The organism is Rhizomicrobium sp., from assembly GCA_037200985.1.
Taxonomy (GTDB): Bacteria; Pseudomonadota; Alphaproteobacteria; order Micropepsales; family Micropepsaceae; genus Rhizomicrobium.
In genome coordinates this window covers 1,558,036-1,572,954 of the sequence record JBBCGJ010000001.1, presented here as the reverse complement: position 1 = coordinate 1,572,954, position 14,919 = coordinate 1,558,036, and the positions used below count along the sequence as shown (strand labels likewise).

At 66.6% G+C, this 14,919-nt stretch carries 17 protein-coding genes; 12 read left to right on the top strand and 5 right to left on the bottom strand.

From position 1 onward, the window contains the following. The first annotated feature begins 26 nt into the window (after nucleotides 1-26). Nucleotides 27-452 carry an NlpC/P60 family protein gene (locus tag WDN01_07685; protein MEJ0025892.1) on the top strand — a complete coding sequence of 142 codons (426 nt, stop codon included), beginning with the start codon at nucleotides 27-29 and terminating at the stop codon, nucleotides 450-452. Here the strand turns inward: WDN01_07685 and WDN01_07680 are convergent. Together WDN01_07680 and WDN01_07675 are read right to left on the bottom strand one after the other, a co-directional pair. Then, nucleotides 421-1,806: a cytochrome P450 gene (locus tag WDN01_07680; protein MEJ0025891.1), complete on the bottom strand. Its 1,386-nt coding sequence runs from the start codon at nucleotides 1,804-1,806 to the stop codon at nucleotides 421-423. The genes WDN01_07685 and WDN01_07680 overlap by 32 nt on opposite strands. Next, the gene (locus tag WDN01_07675; protein ID MEJ0025890.1) at nucleotides 1,803-2,012 is read right to left on the bottom strand and encodes a hypothetical protein; all 210 of its coding nucleotides are present in this window, start codon (nucleotides 2,010-2,012) and stop codon (nucleotides 1,803-1,805) included. The genes WDN01_07680 and WDN01_07675 overlap by 4 nt, the downstream gene beginning before the upstream one ends. A gap of 192 nt (nucleotides 2,013-2,204) precedes the next feature. Between WDN01_07675 and WDN01_07670 the strand changes: the two genes are divergently transcribed. Beyond that, complete coding sequence (locus WDN01_07670) at nucleotides 2,205-2,843, top strand: polysaccharide biosynthesis/export family protein (GenBank protein MEJ0025889.1); 639 nt, start codon at nucleotides 2,205-2,207, stop codon at nucleotides 2,841-2,843. Between the two features lie 50 nt (nucleotides 2,844-2,893). Continuing rightward, nucleotides 2,894-3,748, top strand: coding sequence for a 3-deoxy-8-phosphooctulonate synthase (kdsA, locus tag WDN01_07665; protein ID MEJ0025888.1), 855 nt, complete (start codon nucleotides 2,894-2,896; stop codon nucleotides 3,746-3,748). Here kdsA and WDN01_07660 read toward each other — a convergent pair. Together WDN01_07660 and WDN01_07655 are read right to left on the bottom strand one after the other, a co-directional pair. Next, nucleotides 3,745-4,167 (bottom strand): MAPEG family protein, encoded by a 423-nt coding sequence (locus WDN01_07660; GenBank protein ID MEJ0025887.1) that lies wholly within the window; start codon nucleotides 4,165-4,167, stop codon nucleotides 3,745-3,747. The two genes, kdsA and WDN01_07660, sit on opposite strands and share 4 nt — an antisense overlap. An 80-nt stretch (nucleotides 4,168-4,247) precedes the next feature. Beyond that, on the bottom strand, nucleotides 4,248-4,643 hold the full coding sequence (locus WDN01_07655) for a hypothetical protein (protein MEJ0025886.1): 396 nt from the start codon (nucleotides 4,641-4,643) through the stop codon (nucleotides 4,248-4,250). 121 nt (nucleotides 4,644-4,764) lie between these two features. On the opposite strand from WDN01_07655, the gene eno reads away from it, so the two are divergent. The 9 genes from eno to lpdA all read left to right on the top strand — a co-directional run bounded on the left by eno (nucleotide 4,765) and on the right by lpdA (nucleotide 14,130). Beyond that, a complete protein-coding gene (eno, locus tag WDN01_07650) occupies nucleotides 4,765-6,045 on the top strand; it encodes a phosphopyruvate hydratase (protein ID MEJ0025885.1) in 1,281 nt (426 codons plus the stop codon). A 63-nt stretch (nucleotides 6,046-6,108) separates the two neighbouring features. After that, complete coding sequence (locus WDN01_07645; GenBank protein MEJ0025884.1) at nucleotides 6,109-6,933, top strand: cupin domain-containing protein; 825 nt, start codon at nucleotides 6,109-6,111, stop codon at nucleotides 6,931-6,933. A gap of 69 nt (nucleotides 6,934-7,002) precedes the next feature. Then, nucleotides 7,003-7,320 (top strand): septum formation initiator family protein, encoded by a 318-nt coding sequence (locus tag WDN01_07640; protein MEJ0025883.1) that lies wholly within the window; start codon nucleotides 7,003-7,005, stop codon nucleotides 7,318-7,320. A gap of 82 nt (nucleotides 7,321-7,402) precedes the next feature. Further along, nucleotides 7,403-8,413 (top strand): pyruvate dehydrogenase (acetyl-transferring) E1 component subunit alpha, encoded by a 1,011-nt coding sequence (gene pdhA, locus WDN01_07635; GenBank protein MEJ0025882.1) that lies wholly within the window; start codon nucleotides 7,403-7,405, stop codon nucleotides 8,411-8,413. After that, nucleotides 8,410-9,789: a pyruvate dehydrogenase complex E1 component subunit beta gene (locus WDN01_07630; GenBank protein MEJ0025881.1), complete on the top strand. Its 1,380-nt coding sequence runs from the start codon at nucleotides 8,410-8,412 to the stop codon at nucleotides 9,787-9,789. The genes pdhA and WDN01_07630 overlap by 4 nt, the downstream gene beginning before the upstream one ends. Before the next feature lie 2 nt (nucleotides 9,790-9,791). Continuing rightward, nucleotides 9,792-10,199, top strand: coding sequence for a GFA family protein (locus tag WDN01_07625; GenBank protein ID MEJ0025880.1), 408 nt, complete (start codon nucleotides 9,792-9,794; stop codon nucleotides 10,197-10,199). Further along, nucleotides 10,199-11,590 carry a pyruvate dehydrogenase complex dihydrolipoamide acetyltransferase gene (locus tag WDN01_07620; GenBank protein MEJ0025879.1) on the top strand — a complete coding sequence of 464 codons (1,392 nt, stop codon included), beginning with the start codon at nucleotides 10,199-10,201 and terminating at the stop codon, nucleotides 11,588-11,590. The genes WDN01_07625 and WDN01_07620 overlap by 1 nt, the downstream gene beginning before the upstream one ends. 10 nt (nucleotides 11,591-11,600) lie before the next feature. Then, entirely contained in the window at nucleotides 11,601-12,740 is a 1,140-nt protein-coding gene (locus WDN01_07615) for a DUF3667 domain-containing protein (protein MEJ0025878.1), read from the top strand. Beyond that, complete coding sequence (gene lpdA / locus WDN01_07610; protein ID MEJ0025877.1) at nucleotides 12,733-14,130, top strand: dihydrolipoyl dehydrogenase; 1,398 nt, start codon at nucleotides 12,733-12,735, stop codon at nucleotides 14,128-14,130. The genes WDN01_07615 and lpdA overlap by 8 nt, the downstream gene beginning before the upstream one ends. A 142-nt stretch (nucleotides 14,131-14,272) precedes the next feature. On the opposite strand, the gene WDN01_07605 is transcribed toward lpdA, so the two are convergent. Further along, nucleotides 14,273-14,845 carry an SCO family protein gene (locus tag WDN01_07605; protein ID MEJ0025876.1) on the bottom strand — a complete coding sequence of 191 codons (573 nt, stop codon included), beginning with the start codon at nucleotides 14,843-14,845 and terminating at the stop codon, nucleotides 14,273-14,275. Between the last annotated feature and the right edge of the window lie 74 nt (nucleotides 14,846-14,919).

Here is a 14,919-nt window from a genome sequence, read left to right as displayed (position 1 = left end):
TGTCATCCCGCTCTAGGATCGCGGCGATGCTCGAAACCATCGCCGACGCCGACATCCCCTCCGCCTTCTGGGCCGTGCCCTATCGCGGCGAATGTTTTCCGGCGCGCGACGTCGCGGCCGGCGCGAACTGCCAGGCTTTCGCCTATGCGCTGCTGCGCCATTTCGGCCCGACCATCTCGGACTTCCGCTCCAGCGACCTGTGGGATGACACCGCCGAAACCGAACGCGTCGCCGACCTCGCGCCGCTCGATCTGCTGCTCTTCAACCGCACCGCCGACGCCTATGGCGCCCATGTCGGCGTCTATCTGGGCGAGGGCAGGGTGATCCATCTCGCGAAGCGCGTCGGCACGCCGGCGATCTGGCCGCTCGAGCGTTTCGCGCGCGAACCCGGTTACGAAGTCTTCATCGGCGCCAAGCGGGTCAGGTCTTGCGCGGCGCCAGGATCATCTTGATGCCGTCGCGCGGCCGCATCGTCACGCGATGCTGCAGCACGATGTCCTGCCCCGCCACCAGCCGCGGGCAATAGCGCTGCGCCATCGTCGCCAGGATGAGCACGGCCTCGGTCATCGCCAGCGCCATGCCGATGCAGATGCGCGGGCCGCCACCGAACGGCATATAGGCGAAGCGATGCCGCCCCGCGCTGCGCTCCGGCGAGAAGCGCTCGGGATCGTAGCGCTCGGGCTGGTCCCAGAGTTTCCTGTGCCGCTGGACGATCCAGGGCGCGATCACCACCATCGCGCCTTTCGGGATCTTGGTGCCCGCGATCTCGTCCGCTTCGAGCGCGAGACGGCCCGAAAGCCCCGGCGCCGGCGGATAGAGCCGCATCGCCTCCTCGATCACCATCTTCGTGTAGGGCAGCCTGGCGATATCGTCATGCGCCGGCGGGCGCCCCGCGAGCACATCGTCCAATTCCGCATGCAGCTTCGCCTCGACCGCCGGATGCTGCGACAGCAGGTACCAGACATAGGTCATCGCCAGCGCCGTGGTCTCGTGGCCGGCGAGATAGATGATCACGACCTCGTCGCGGATTTCGTCCTCGCTCATGCCGCCGCCGGTCTCGCTGTCGCGCGCCGCCACCAGCCGGTCCAGCAGATCCCGCGTCCCGCCCCCGCCTCCGGCCCGCGCGCGGATCAGCCCGCGCATCGCCCCGTCCATCTCGCCGAAGGTCCGGCGGATGCGCGCGAATTGCCGGTCCATGCGCCGGCGCCCGATGAGGGGCAGCAGATAGGTCCAGTCGAAGCTCAGCATCTCCTGGCCGCGCCTGAGCGCATCGTCGACGATGCCGCCCAGCCGCGCCGCGTCGGTCGAGAACATGGTGCGCGAGATGATGTCGAGCGTCAGATGCGTCATCTCCCGCGCGATGTCGATGACGGTGCCGCGGCCCTTGGCATCCCAGGCGTCTGCCGCGTCCCGCGAACACTCCACCATCGCCGGCGCATAAGAGACGAGACTCTTGAAGTCGAAGGCCGGCGCCATGATGCGGCGGTGCGAGCGCCACTTCTCGCCCTCGCTCACCAGGATGCCGTCGCCGAACGCGGCGCTCAGCGCGGCGCGCTCCATCGGGGCCTTGGGATAATTGGCGACCTCGTCCAGCAGGACCCGCTTGATGCCCGCCGGATCGTTGATGAAATAGCCGGTGCCGAGGATCGATTTGGAGAGATAGACCGGCTCCTCATAAGCGGCGCGCGGGATCGCCGCCCACTGGTTGTCCTTGATCGCCTTCAGCGCGCGGAACAGCGGCAGCGGCTTGTCGGGAATGGGCGGTCCGGCCAGCACCGGCGGCGCGATATCTTGCGCGAGCGTCATGGCCAACTCTCCCCGGCAGCCCGTCCCGATGTAGGAGCATCGCCGCCGCGGTTCAATGACGCCAGGCCGAGGATATTGAGCGCCCCGGCCAGGATCGTCCCGCCCAGAAGACTTTCCTGCGCGCCGGCGCCGGCGGCTTGCAGCAGCGCAAAGGCGCCCAGGCCGCAGGCGGTCGCCAGGATCGCCCGCAGGATCGGCCTGTCCATGTCCGGAAATTCCTCCATCGCCGCCGCTCCCGTTCCCACGGCAACTAAGATGCGGCCACGGGGCCGAACGGATGCGGCATCGCTTCGGACGTATGAATTTCGCCGCGTTCGGCGCCTTTGCCTTAACCGCCGGTTTACCGCGTCCTTAAAACCGTAGGGTTTCGGAAAGAACCGTCCGGTAAACTCCCGACCATGTTCAAAACGGTCCGCATCCTTCGACGCGCCCTCGGCGCGCTGGCTCTCGGCATGGTCGCGGCGCTCGCCGTCGCGCGGCCGGCCGCCGCCGATGCGCCGCCGGCCTATGGCGGCACCGACTATCGTCTCGGAAGCGGCGACAAGGTCCATATCACGGTGTTCGACGAAGCCGATCTCAGCGGCGATTTCCAGGTCGACGCCACCGGCGTCATCCGCCTGCCGCTGATCGGCCAGGTGAAGGCCGGCGGCCTCACCGCGCATGAGGTGGAGTCCGGCATCGCCGCGGCGCTCTCGCAAGGCTATCTCAACGATCCCAAGGTCGCGGTGGAGATCACGACCTATCGGCCGTTCTACATCGTCGGCGAAGTGATCAAGCCGGGCGAGTATCCCTACGCCAACGGCATGACGCTTTCGAGCGCCGTCGCGCTGGCCGGCGGCTTCACGCCCAAGGCCATCCAGAGCACCGTCTATGTCCGCCACCAGGGCGAGAACGCCGAACGCCGTCTCGCGGTGAACGAAGGCACGCCGGTGCGTCCCGGCGACGTGGTCCGCGTCGACTCCACCACCTTCTGGGACGTGATGGACGTGCTCTCGCCGCTCGCCGGCGTCAGCGCCTTGCGCTACACGGTTCCGTAAGGTCCCCGAAAGCTTGTAAACTGCGGCGTCGTCCGTCATAGGATCGCCGCATGAGCCAGCCCAATTCCGTCGTCAAAATCGGTTCCGTCGAGATCGGCAATGCCCGCAAGCTCGCGCTGATCGCCGGCCCCTGCCAGCTCGAAAGTCGCGAGCATGCCTTCGAGATGGCGCACGCCTTGAAGGAGATGGCGGCCAAGGCAGGCCTCGGGCTGATCTACAAGACGAGCTTCGACAAGGCCAACCGCTCCAGCACGAGCGGCCGGCGCGGGCTGGGCCTGGAGAAATCGCTTCAGATCTTCGCCGATCTGCGCTCGGAACTCGACCTCCCCGTACTGACCGACATCCACGAACGCGAGCAATGCGCGATCATGGCGCCGGTCGCGGACGTGCTGCAGATCCCGGCCTTCCTCTCGCGCCAGACCGACTTGATCTTCGCCGCCGCGGCGACCGGCAAGGTGGTGAACGTCAAGAAGGGGCAGTTCCTCGCGCCCTGGGACATGAAGAACGCCATCGCCAAGGTGCTGGAGGCCGGCAACAACAACGTGCTCGTCACCGAGCGCGGCGTCAGCTTCGGCTACAACACGCTGGTCGTCGACATGACGGCCTTGCCCAAGATGGCGAAGTTCGGCGCGCCCGTGGTGATCGACGCGACGCATGCCGTGCAGCAGCCGGGCGGGCAGGGCGACAAGTCCGGCGGCGAGCGCGAGATGGCGCCCTACATCGCGCGCGCTGCCGTGGCCTGCGGCGTCGCAGCCGTCTTCATCGAGACGCACAACGATCCGGACGATGCGGCCCGGCGCGGCATCTCCGACGCCGCGAACATGCTCTGGCTGAAGGACGTGCCGGACCTGTTGGCCGACCTCGTCGAGATCGACCGCATCGCCAAGCGTCCGCGCGTGAATTAGACGGCGCTGACCGCGATCCAGGCCGCGACGATGCCCCAGATCGACAGGACCAGCAGGCCGACGGTTCCCAGCACGGTGACGCCGAAGCCCGTCTCGCGCTTTTCGGGCGCCGCCATATAGCCCTGCAGGTAGAGGATGCGGCCGACCACCCACACCAGGCCGAACACCGCGGGCAGCCAGGGCAGCGGCGCGAAATAGGTCGTCGCCAGCCACAGGAGCGGCAGGAAGAGCACGAACTGCTCGATCGAATTGACCTGCACCCGATAGGCGCACTCGAACTTCGGATGGCCGGTGACGGCCGGCGCGGCGACGTTATGCGCGCTGCGCATCCGCGACACGTTCACGCTGGCATAGGCCAGGAAGAGAAGCGACAGGATGGTGACGGCTGCGCTGAGCAACTCGGCTTGCGTGACGGACATGGCGTTTGTCCCCAAAGGCTGTCTCCCGCGCGGAACGCGCGGGAGATCTGTGCGCCGAGCCTACAGGGATTCGGGCCGGGTTACTGGCCCTGGCCGCCGCCGCTCATGCGGGCGGCCATGAAGGCGTCGACCTTGGCCTTGATGTCGGCCTGCTGGGCCGGCGTCAGCGCCGCCCAGCGCTTGTCGAGATCGGCCTTGAGCTTGGCGCGGTCCGCGTCGGACATGCCCATGTACCGCTCGCGCTGCTGCTGGCGATAGGCGTGCTTCTGGTCGTCGGTCATGCCCGCCGTCGCCTTGGCGCCGTCGGCGAACAGCATCATGCGCTCTTCGGGCGTGAACATGCTGTGCATCATGCCGCCATGGCCGCTCATCATCATGCCGCCGCCCGCGGGCGCGGGCGTGCTGTCGGCATGGGCGGCGGCCGTGCCGATCAGCGATACGGCGAGGGACAAAACTGCAAGTCGGGAAACTGACATGGAGGAACTCCGTTGGGGCGCGGTTTAAACGCGCCGGATGCCCCTCTCCGTCGCACGCTTGCTGGCGCGCGGTCCATCCCTTAAAGGGACCGGACTTGGGCTTTTCCATGACGGGGCAAACATGACGGCGATCATCGACATCACCGGCCGCGAGATTCTCGACAGCCGCGGCAATCCGACCGTGGAGGTCGATGTGCGGCTGGAAGACGGCGCATTCGGCCGCGCGGCCGTGCCGTCCGGCGCCTCGACCGGCGCGCATGAGGCGGTGGAACTGCGCGATGGCGGCAAGCGCTATGGCGGCAAGGGCGTCGAAAAAGCGGTCGCCGCGGTGAACGGTGAAATTTTCGACACGCTCTGCGGCATGGAAGCCGAGGACCAGGTCCGCCTCGACAAGCTGATGTGTACGCTGGACGGAACCCCGAACAAGGCGCGCCTCGGCGCCAACGCGATCCTCGGCGTCTCGCTCGCGATCGCCAAGGCCGCGGCCGCGGCGGCGAACCTGCCGCTCTACCGCTATGTCGGCGGCGCCAAGGCGCAGGTCCTGCCGGTGCCGCTGATGAACATCGTCAATGGCGGTGTCCATGCCGACAACCCGATCGACTTCCAGGAATTCATGATCATGCCGGTCGGCGCGCCGAGCTTCCGCGAGGCGCTGCGCATGGGCGCGGAGGTCTTCCACACGCTGAAGAAGGCGCTGCACGACGCCGGCCACAACACCAATGTCGGCGACGAGGGCGGCTTCGCGCCCAATCTCAAAAGCGCCGACGAAGCGCTGGGCTTCATCATGACGTCGATCGAGAAGGCGGGCTACCGCCCCGGCGAGGACGTCTATCTCGCGCTCGATCCCGCTTCGACGGAGTTCTTCAAGAACGGAAAGTATGTGCTGGAAGGCGAGGGCAAGACGCTGACGCCCGACCAGATGGTGAAGGTCTATGCCGATCTTTGCGCCCGCTATCCCATCGTCTCGATCGAGGACGGCATGGCGGAAGACGATTGGGAAGGCTGGGCCGGCATCACCCGGGCCATCGGCGACAAGGTCCAGCTCGTCGGCGACGATCTCTTCGTGACCAACACCAGGCGCCTGGTCGAAGGCATCAAGAAAGGCGTCGCCAACGCCATCCTGGTCAAGGTCAACCAGATCGGCTCGCTGACCGAGACGCTCGACGCGGTGGAGACCGCGCAGCGCGCCGCCTATCGCGCCGTGATGTCCCATCGCTCCGGCGAGACCGAGGATTCGACCATCGCCGATCTCGCGGTGGCGACGAATTGCGGGCAGATCAAGACCGGCTCGCTGGCCCGTTCGGACCGCTTGGCGAAATACAATCAGCTCCTGCGCATCGAGGAACTGCTCGGCGACCAGGCCGTTTATGCCGGCCGGAGCGTGCTGAAGGCGCCGGTTTGACGGTCGTGTGAAATGCCCCTTGCCGCGTGCTAGGCTGCGCCCAGCGGCGGCCGAGTGGCGATCATGATTTCCTCCCTGCAGGAACTGTTCGCGCCGGAAGCGGAGTTCCGCGACTTCCTGCGCACGCGGTCGCTCTGCTTGCAGCGCGGCACGGACAAGGCGCGGTTCGACGGCCTGCTCGATGGGGCCGCGCTGCTCGATCTTGCCGAAAGCGGCGCGCTGGCGCTCGACGAGTTGCGCGTAACGCTGCGCGAACGCACGGTGGCACCGGCGTTCTATGCGAAGGACGGCAGGATCGACGCCGCCAATCTCGCCAGGCTGCTGGACGGCGGCGCCAGCCTGATCGCGTCGCGGCTCGACCGGCATGTGCCGGCGCTCGGCGTCCTCTGCGCGGATATCGCGCGCCGGACCGCGGAGGAAATCTACGCCGGCGCCATCGCGACGACCGGCACGGGCGGCGCCTTCACGCTGCATTACGATCCGCAGGATCTCCTCATCCTCCAGCTCGAGGGCAGCAAGCGCTGGCTGATCCACGGCCCGCCGGTGGACTTTCCGGTCGGCGGCATGCCCGAACAGGCGCCGCCCCAGGGCGCGCCGCTGTTCGACGAGACCCTTGCGCCCGGCGATCTTCTGTTCCTGCCCGCCGGCTATTGGCACCATTGCGAGAACGGGCCGGGCCGCTCGCTTCATGTCGGCCTCTTCATCGAGCCGCCCAAGGGGTGCCACGCCGTCAAGGCGCTCCTGCCGCGCCTGCTCGCCGAGGAGATATTCCGTATTCCGTTAACGCGGTTCGCCGACGATGCCGGGCGCGCCGCGCATGAGGCGGCGCTGAAAGCGCGCCTGACCCAGATCATCGACGCGATGTCGCTGGCCGAAGCCATATCTTAACGCCCGCGATTGCGCTCTTAACGAAAAAGCCCTTGACCGGGCGAATCGGTCCGTGATTCGGTCGGTCCCATGCGAATCAAGCGCAGCGTCACACGCGCCTTCACCCTCTCGATCCTGCCGGCGGTCAGCTGCGCCGTGGTCGCCTATTTCGGCTACTACGCGATCTGGGGCGAGCGCGGCATGCTGGCGCTGTCCGAGGTCCAGGCCCGCCTCGGTGTTCAGCAGCAACTTCTCGCCCGGGCGCGGGGCGACCGCTTGCGGCTGGAGCATCGCATCGCCCTGATGCATCCCGGCGCCGCCGACCCCGATCTGGTCGAGGAATTGGCGCGCGGCCAGCTCATGTTCGGCGCCCCCAACCAAGTGGCTGTCCCGCGTTCGGCGCACTAGGCACCTGATAATCCGTCACCGCTTGCAATGCCGCGCCGCGCTTGCCAAAACCCATGGGAAACGCCACGCCCCCGCGAGCTGCATGAATCCGCCCAAAATGGCCGCCGAGACCGCTGTCCCGGACGCCGGTCCGGGTTCGAATTCCGCCTCCCTGAAACAGTTCTACCGCGACATGCTGCTGATCCGGCGGTTCGAGGAGAAGGCCGGCCAGCTCTACGGCATGGGCCTGATCGGCGGCTTCTGCCACCTTTATATCGGTCAGGAAGCGGTCGTGGTCGGCGTCCAGGCGGCGCAGAAGCCGGGCGACCAGGTGATCACCGCCTATCGCGACCACGGCCATATGCTGGCTTGCGGCATGGACCCCAAGAACGTCATGTCCGAGCTGACCGGCCGCTCGACCGGCTATTCCAAGGGCAAGGGCGGTTCGATGCATATGTTCTCGGCCGAGAAGAGCTTCTTCGGCGGCCACGGCATCGTCGGCGCCCAGGTGCCGCTCGGCACGGGGCTCGCCTTCGCGAACAAGTACCGGAACAACGGCCAGGTCGCCGTCACCTATTTCGGCGACGGCGCCGCCAACCAGGGCCAGGTCTACGAATCGTTCAACATGGCCGAGCTGTGGAAGCTGCCGGTCGTCTATGTGATCGAGAACAACCAGTACGCGATGGGCACCAGCGTCGAGCGCTCGAGCGCCGAGACCCATTTCTACAAGCGCGGCGCCTCCTTCAACATCGAGGGCCGCCAGGTCGACGGCATGGACGTGGCGGCGGTGAACGCCGCGGCGGCCGACGCGCTCGACTGGTGCCGCTCCGGCAAGGGCCCGATCATCCTGGAGATGAAGACCTACCGCTATCGCGGCCACTCCATGTCCGATCCCGCGAAATACCGCACGCGCGAGGAAGTGACCGAGGTGCGCGAGAAGCGCGATCCCATCGACCATCTCGGCCAGAAGCTCCTGGCGCAGAAGCTCGCGAGCGAGGACGACCTCAAGGCCATCGACAAGGACATCCGCTCCATCGTGAACACCGCAGCCGAATACGCCACCGAAAGCCCCGAGCCCGATCCCGCCGAGCTCTACACGGATGTCCTGGCATGAGCATCCAGATCCTCATGCCCGCGCTTTCTCCGACCATGGAAGAAGGCAAGCTCGCCAAATGGCTCGTGAAAGCGGGCGATACGGTGAAGTCCGGCGACATCCTGGCCGAGATCGAGACCGACAAGGCGACGATGGAGTTCGAGGCCGTCGACGAGGGCAAGATCGGCGAATTGCTCGTGCCCGAAGGCACCGAAGGCGTGAAGGTCAACGCCCCCATCGCCACGCTGCTCGGCGACAGCGAGGAAAAATCCGCGCCGGCCGCCACCGCAACGCCGGCTGCTCCCGCCGCACCCAAGCGCGAGGTCGAGAAGGCGGTCGACGCCACCCCCGCCGCGCCCAAGGTCGAGGCGCATGCCGCGCTCTCCGATCCCGAAATTCCCGAAGGCACCGAAATGGTGACCATGACGGTGCGCGAAGCGCTGCGCGACGCCATGGCCGAAGAGATGCGCCGCGACGATACCGTCTTCCTGATGGGCGAGGAAGTCGCGCAATACCAGGGCGCCTACAAGGTCAGCCAGGGCCTCCTGGAGGAATTCGGCGCCCGTCGCGTGATCGATACCCCGATCACCGAGCACGGCTTCACCGGTCTCGGCGTCGGCGCCGCCTTCGCGGGCCTGCGCCCCATCGTCGAGTTCATGACCTGGAATTTCGCCATGCAGGCGATCGACCAGATCGTCAATTCCTCGGCCAAGACGCGCTACATGTCGGGCGGCCAGATGCATGCGCCCATCGTGTTCCGCGGCCCCAACGGCCCCGCCGCCCGCGTCGGCGCCCAGCACAGCCAGGACTATTCCTCCTGGTACGCCCACATCCCCGGCATCAAGGTCGTCGCACCCTATTTCGCCGCCGACGCCAAGGGCCTGCTCAAGGCCGCGATCCGCGATCCCAATCCGGTGATCTTCCTGGAGAACGAGATCGTCTACGGCCGCTCCTTCCCGGTGCCCAAGCTCGACGATTTCGTGCTGCCGATCGGCAAGGCGCGCGTCATCAAGCAAGGCAGGCATGTGACGCTGGTCGCCCATTCGATCTGCGTCGGCCTGATCCTGGAAGCCGCCGAGAAGCTCGCCGCCGAGGGCATCGACGCCGAGCTGATCGACCTCAGAACGCTGCGCCCGCTCGACACCGCGACGGTCATCGAATCCGTCAAGAAGACCAACCGCGTCGTGACGGTGGAGCAGGGCTGGCCGATCTGCTCCATCGGCTCGGAGATCGCGAGCGCCGTGGCGCTCGAAGCCTTCGACTGGCTGGACGCGCCGCCGACCAAGGTCACGGGCAAGGACGTGCCGATGCCCTATGCGGCCAACCTCGAAAAGCTCGCCCTGCCGCATGTCGAGGACGTGATCGCGGCCGCCAAGGCGGTCTGTTACCGGACCTGACGATGGCCACCCCAAAGAAGAAAACCAGTTGGAAAAAAGGCGGCTGCCATTGCGGCGCCGTGGCGTTCGAGGCGCGCACGCCGAACGAGGTCGAGCTCGTCGACTGCAACTGCTCCATGTGCGCCAAGACCGGCTATCTTCACCTGATCGTGGCGAAGAAGGACTTCCGCCTCCTGCGCGGCGAAAGCCTTCTGACGACCTACACCTTCAACACCGGCGCCGCGAAGCATCTGTTCTGCTCGGTCTGCGGCATCAAATCCTTCTACGTTCCGCGCAGCCATCCCAATGACTACAGCGTGAATTTCCGCTGCCTCGACGCCGGGGAATTCACCTCCGTCATGACCACCGAATTCGACGGCTCGCATTGGGAAGTGAATGCCGGCGAACTCGCGCGGCTGGAGAGCAACTAGTGGCGACCCAAATCCTCATGCCCGCCCTGTCTCCGACGATGGAGGAAGGCAAGCTCGCCAAATGGCTGGTCAAGGAGGGCGACACCGTCAAGTCCGGCGACATCCTGGCCGAGATCGAGACCGACAAGGCGACAATGGAATTCGAGGCGGTCGACGAAGGAAAGATCGGCAAGCTGCTCGTGCCTGAGGGCACCGAGGGCGTGAAGGTCAACGCCCCCATCGCGACGTTGCTGGCCGACGGCGAGAAGGCCGACGCGAAAGTCGACATCGCCAGCGCGATGCAATCGATCAAGGCCGCCGTCACCGAAGCGGCGCCGAAGGCCGAAGCAAAGTCGACGCCGCCTGCGCCGAAAGTCTCCGTCGCCCCCGCAGGGGGAGAGGGCAGGGGTGAGGGGGCGGCGCCACCGCCACCCAAGCCGGCAGTTGAAGCGCCGAAGGCCGAAAGCGGCGCCCGCGTCTTCGCATCGCCGCTTGCCCGCAAGATCGCGGAGCAGAAAGGCCTCGACCTTGCTGCCGTGCAGGGCTCCGGCCCGCGCGGCCGCATCGTGAAATCCGACGTCGAAGCGGCCCAGCCCGGCACGAAACCCACCGCTGGCGCCGCAGCCGCCGCGAAAGCCCCGGCCGCGCCGGCGCCCGCCGCCGCGCAGCCGATCTCCGGCATGGCGCCGCTCCCCGACGCCCGCGCCTATTTCAAGCCGGACGACTACGTCGAAATCCCCCACGACGCGATGCGCAAGACCATAGCGCGCCGGCTCGCGTCCGCGAAGACGCTCATCCCGCACTATTACCTCACCGTCGACACCCGCATCGACAATCTGATGGCGATGCGCGCCCGGCTGAACGAGACCTCGCCGAAAGAAAATGGCTTTAAGCTCTCGGTGAACGACTTCGTCGTAAAGGCCTGCGCGCTCTCGTTGATGCGCGTGCCCGAGGTCAACGCCAGCTGGACCGACACCGCGATCCTGCGCCACCGCCACGCCGATGTCGGCGTCGCGGTGGCGCTCGATTTCGGCCTCATCACGCCCATCGTCTTCCGCGCCGAAGAGAAGGGCCTCGCCGTCATCTCGAACGAAGTGAAGGCGCTGGCCGAGCGCGCCCGCACCAAGAAACTCAAGCCGTCCGAGTTCGAGGGCGGCGGCTTCGCCATCTCCAATCTCGGCATGTTCGGCATCAAGGATTTCACCGCGGTGATCAACCCGCCGCATGCCGCGATCCTGGCGGTCGGCGCCGGCGAAAAGCGCGCCGTGGTCGCCGGCGACAAGCTCGAGATCGCCACCGTCATGACGGTCACGATGTCCTGCGACCACCGGGTGATCGACGGCGCCACCGGTGCGCGCTTCCTCGCCGCCTTCAGGCAATTCATCGAAGAACCGGCTTCGATGTTGTTGTAGAGTTCCCGCCATGACCGGGGACGTCGAAGCCATTCTGGAGACGGGCGCCGCCGCGGCAGTCGAGGCGGCCGCCTCCGCGCTCGCGGCGCGGGGCACCGCGACGGACACCTGCGCCAATTGCCGCAAGCCGCTGCTCGGCCCCTATTGCGCGGTGTGCGGCCAGGCCCAGGTCACCGGACGGCGCTCCGTCCACAATCTCATCTACGCCTTCGTCAAGGATGTGGTGAATTTCGACAGCCGCATCCTGCGTACCGCGCGCGCGCTGCTGTTCCAGCCCGGCGAGCTGCCCAAGGCGTTCCGCGAAGGCCGCACCCAGCCCTATGTCCCGGCGATCCGTCTCTACCTCTTCGTCTCGCTCGTCTTCTTCGTGCTTTTGAGCGTGACCAAGATCGGCCTCTTGCAGCTCGAAGTGACGGCGACGCCGCAGAAAGTGGTCTGGGTGAACGGCAAGCCCTTTATCCCCAATCCGGCCTATGACAAGACGGACAACGATCCGGACATGAAGGCGATCAAGCCGCTCATCCCGATCGCGATGGAGAAGGCGACGCGCCCCGGCGGTGTCTTCGAATACTCGGCGCGGGAGCACTTCTTCTCCCCGCTCGGCCGCTACCACTCGAGCCTTCCGCCGGTCGCGCGCAAGCAGCTGCTCGAATTGCCGGCGCAAATGGCCGACGCGAAGGATCCGGAAGGCTCGAGCTTCATGCACAACTATGTCTATCCCGCCGTGAATCGCATCGCGGCCGATCCCGCCGCGCTGAACGGCCCGATGACGACCTGGATTCCGCGCGCCCTGTTCCTGCTGCTGCCGCTCTATGCCCTCCTGTTGGCGCTGTTCCATATCCGCCGCCGCAAGGATTTCTACCTCGTCGACCATCTCGTCTTCTCGTTCAGCATCCACACCTTCGCCTTCGTACTGCTGATGCTCTGCGTCGGCCTGGCCCAGATCATGTCGGGCGGCAATGTGGCGTCGATCTTCTTCATCGCCTGCTCGGTCTACATCTTCCTCGCCATGAAGCGGTTCTACGAACAGGGCTGGTTCCTGACGACGGTGAAGTTCCTCTTCGTTTCCGGCATCTACTTCTTTCTCTTCCTGATTCCCGCGCTTGTCGGCGTCCTGGTGCTGAGCGCTTTCGGAGATTCCCTTGGCTGATTCCTTCGACGTCATCGTGATGGGCAGCGGCCCCGGCGGCTATGTCTGCGCCATCCGCGCCGCGCAACTGGGCCTCAAGACCGCCATCGTGGAGCGCGACAAGCTCGGCGGCATCTGCCTCAACTGGGGCTGCATCCCGACCAAGGCGCTGCTGCGCTCGTCCGAGATCTGGCACCTGATGCACCGGCTGAACGAGTTCGGCTTCTCGGCCGACAACCTCAAATTCGACATCGCCAAGATCGTGGAGCGCTCGCGCAAGGTGGCGCAGCAGCTTTCCAGCGGCGTCGCCTTCCTGATGAAGAAGCACAAGATCACGGTGATCGCCGGCGATGCGAAGCTCGCGGGCAAAAACAAGCTCACCGTCGCCAAGGACGGCAAGACCGCCGAATACGAGGCGAAGAACATCGTGCTCGCCACCGGCGCGCGCGCCCGCACCTTCCCCGGCATGGAGCCGGACGGCAAGCTGATCTGGACCTATCGCGAGGCGATGGTGCCGCCGTCCTTCCCGAAATCGCTCCTGATCGTCGGCTCCGGCGCCATCGGCATCGAATTCGCCAGCTTCTACCGCACGCTCGGCGCCGAGGTGACGGTGGTCGAAGTGCTCGACCGCGTGCTGCCGGTGGAGGACGAGGAAGTCTCCGCCTTCGCCGCCAAGGCGTTCGCCAAGCAGGGCATGAAGCTGAAGGTCGGCACCACCGTCGAGAAGCTGGAGAAAGGCGCGGACAGCGTCACCGCCACGCTGAAGACGAAAGACGGCAAGACCGAAACCATCACCGCCGAGCGTGTGATCCTGGCCGTCGGCATCGTCGGCAATGTCGAGAATATCGGCCTGGAGGCGGCCGGCGTGAAGGTCGACAGGACCCATGTGGTGATCGACCAATGGGGTGCCACCGGCGTGCCGGGCCTCTGGGCCATCGGCGATCTCGTCGGCCCGCCCTGGCTGGCGCACAAGGCGATGCACGAGGGCGTCATCGTCGCCGAGCGCATCGCCGGCGTGAAGGGCGTCCATCCGCTGAACACGGCGAACGTTCCCGGCTGTACCTATTGCTGGCCGCAGGTCGCGAGCGTCGGCCTGACGGAGGCGAAGGCCAAGGCGACGGGCCGCAAGATCAAGGTCGGCCGCTTCCCCTTCATCGGCAACGGCAAAGCGATCGCGCTGGGCGATTCCGAGGGTTTCATCAAGACGGTGTTCGACGCCGAGACCGGCGAAATGCTGGGCGCGCACATGATCGGCGCGGAGGTGACGGAGCTGATCAACAGCTACACGGTGGCCAAGACGGGCGAGCTGACGGACGCCGAGCTCCAGCACACGATCTTCCCGCACCCGACCTTGTCGGAGATGCTGCACGAAGCCGTGCTGGACGCCGACAAGATCGCGCTGCACATCTAAACTTTCCTCCCCCGCGTTTGCGGGGGAGGTGGCCCGCCATAGCGCAGCGCAGGCGTGACGGAGGGGGCCGGCCGCCCTGCACAGGCCCCCTCCGCCTCGCTTCGCTCGACACCTCCCCCAGCGGGGGAGGAAAGATGGATGCCTATTCCATCAACCTTCGCACATCCGCCGCGACATCCTCAGCCTTGCTCACATCCATCGACACCAGCCTTGCCCGGCCGGTTCGGTCGAAGAAGAACACCGCGTTGGAATGCATCACCTCATAGGGCGGTCCCGGCGTCACGCTGAACGCCACGCGATAGCGCCGCGCCAGCGCTGTCAGCTCGTCCGGCGTTCCGCGCATGCCGTCGATCTCAGGCCCGAACGACGCCACATAGCCCTTCAGCGCCGGCAGCGTGTCGCGGTTCGGATCGACGGTGACGAACAGCACGCGCACGTCGCCGGCGCGGGGACCGAGCTTCTGGAGCATGTCCGAAAGATTGGCCAGCGTCGTCGGACAGATGTCCGGGCATTGCGTGTAGCCGAAATAGAGGATCGCGACCTTGCCGCGATAGTCGGCGGCGCGGACCTCGCGTCCGTCATTGGCGCGCGTCAGCGTCAGGTCCAGCGCGGGCAGGGCGCCCGTCACGTCGGTGGCGTGAAATGCCTGGTCCTGCCGTCCGCAGGCGGCCAGGACCGCGAGCAGGAGCACGGCGAGGGCAGGGGCGATCTTCATGCCCCGCGCATAGCACGGCTTTGCCGCGAAGGAACCGCCGCTGTGACCAAACGCCTCGCAAGTCCCCTGCGCCG

What these genes read in the sequence shown, in the direction of transcription:
- kdsA (MEJ0025888.1), top strand. Translation starts at nt 2,894, where the DNA reads ATGAGCCAGCCCAATTCCGTCGTCAAAATCGGTTCCGTCGAGATCGGC.
- pdhA (MEJ0025882.1), top strand. Translation starts at nt 7,403, where the DNA reads ATGAATCCGCCCAAAATGGCCGCCGAGACCGCTGTCCCGGACGCCGGT.
- WDN01_07615 (MEJ0025878.1), top strand. Translation starts at nt 11,601, where the DNA reads ATGACCGGGGACGTCGAAGCCATTCTGGAGACGGGCGCCGCCGCGGCA.
- WDN01_07625 (MEJ0025880.1), top strand. Translation starts at nt 9,792, where the DNA reads ATGGCCACCCCAAAGAAGAAAACCAGTTGGAAAAAAGGCGGCTGCCAT.
- WDN01_07660 (MEJ0025887.1), bottom strand. Translation starts at nt 4,167, where the DNA reads ATGTCCGTCACGCAAGCCGAGTTGCTCAGCGCAGCCGTCACCATCCTG.
- WDN01_07685 (MEJ0025892.1), top strand. Translation starts at nt 27, where the DNA reads ATGCTCGAAACCATCGCCGACGCCGACATCCCCTCCGCCTTCTGGGCC.
- WDN01_07605 (MEJ0025876.1), bottom strand. Translation starts at nt 14,845, where the DNA reads ATGAAGATCGCCCCTGCCCTCGCCGTGCTCCTGCTCGCGGTCCTGGCC.
- WDN01_07675 (MEJ0025890.1), bottom strand. Translation starts at nt 2,012, where the DNA reads ATGGACAGGCCGATCCTGCGGGCGATCCTGGCGACCGCCTGCGGCCTG.
- WDN01_07630 (MEJ0025881.1), top strand. Translation starts at nt 8,410, where the DNA reads ATGAGCATCCAGATCCTCATGCCCGCGCTTTCTCCGACCATGGAAGAA.
- WDN01_07640 (MEJ0025883.1), top strand. Translation starts at nt 7,003, where the DNA reads ATGCGAATCAAGCGCAGCGTCACACGCGCCTTCACCCTCTCGATCCTG.
- eno (MEJ0025885.1), top strand. Translation starts at nt 4,765, where the DNA reads ATGACGGCGATCATCGACATCACCGGCCGCGAGATTCTCGACAGCCGC.
- WDN01_07670 (MEJ0025889.1), top strand. Translation starts at nt 2,205, where the DNA reads ATGTTCAAAACGGTCCGCATCCTTCGACGCGCCCTCGGCGCGCTGGCT.
- WDN01_07680 (MEJ0025891.1), bottom strand. Translation starts at nt 1,806, where the DNA reads ATGACGCTCGCGCAAGATATCGCGCCGCCGGTGCTGGCCGGACCGCCC.
- WDN01_07655 (MEJ0025886.1), bottom strand. Translation starts at nt 4,643, where the DNA reads ATGTCAGTTTCCCGACTTGCAGTTTTGTCCCTCGCCGTATCGCTGATC.
- WDN01_07645 (MEJ0025884.1), top strand. Translation starts at nt 6,109, where the DNA reads ATGATTTCCTCCCTGCAGGAACTGTTCGCGCCGGAAGCGGAGTTCCGC.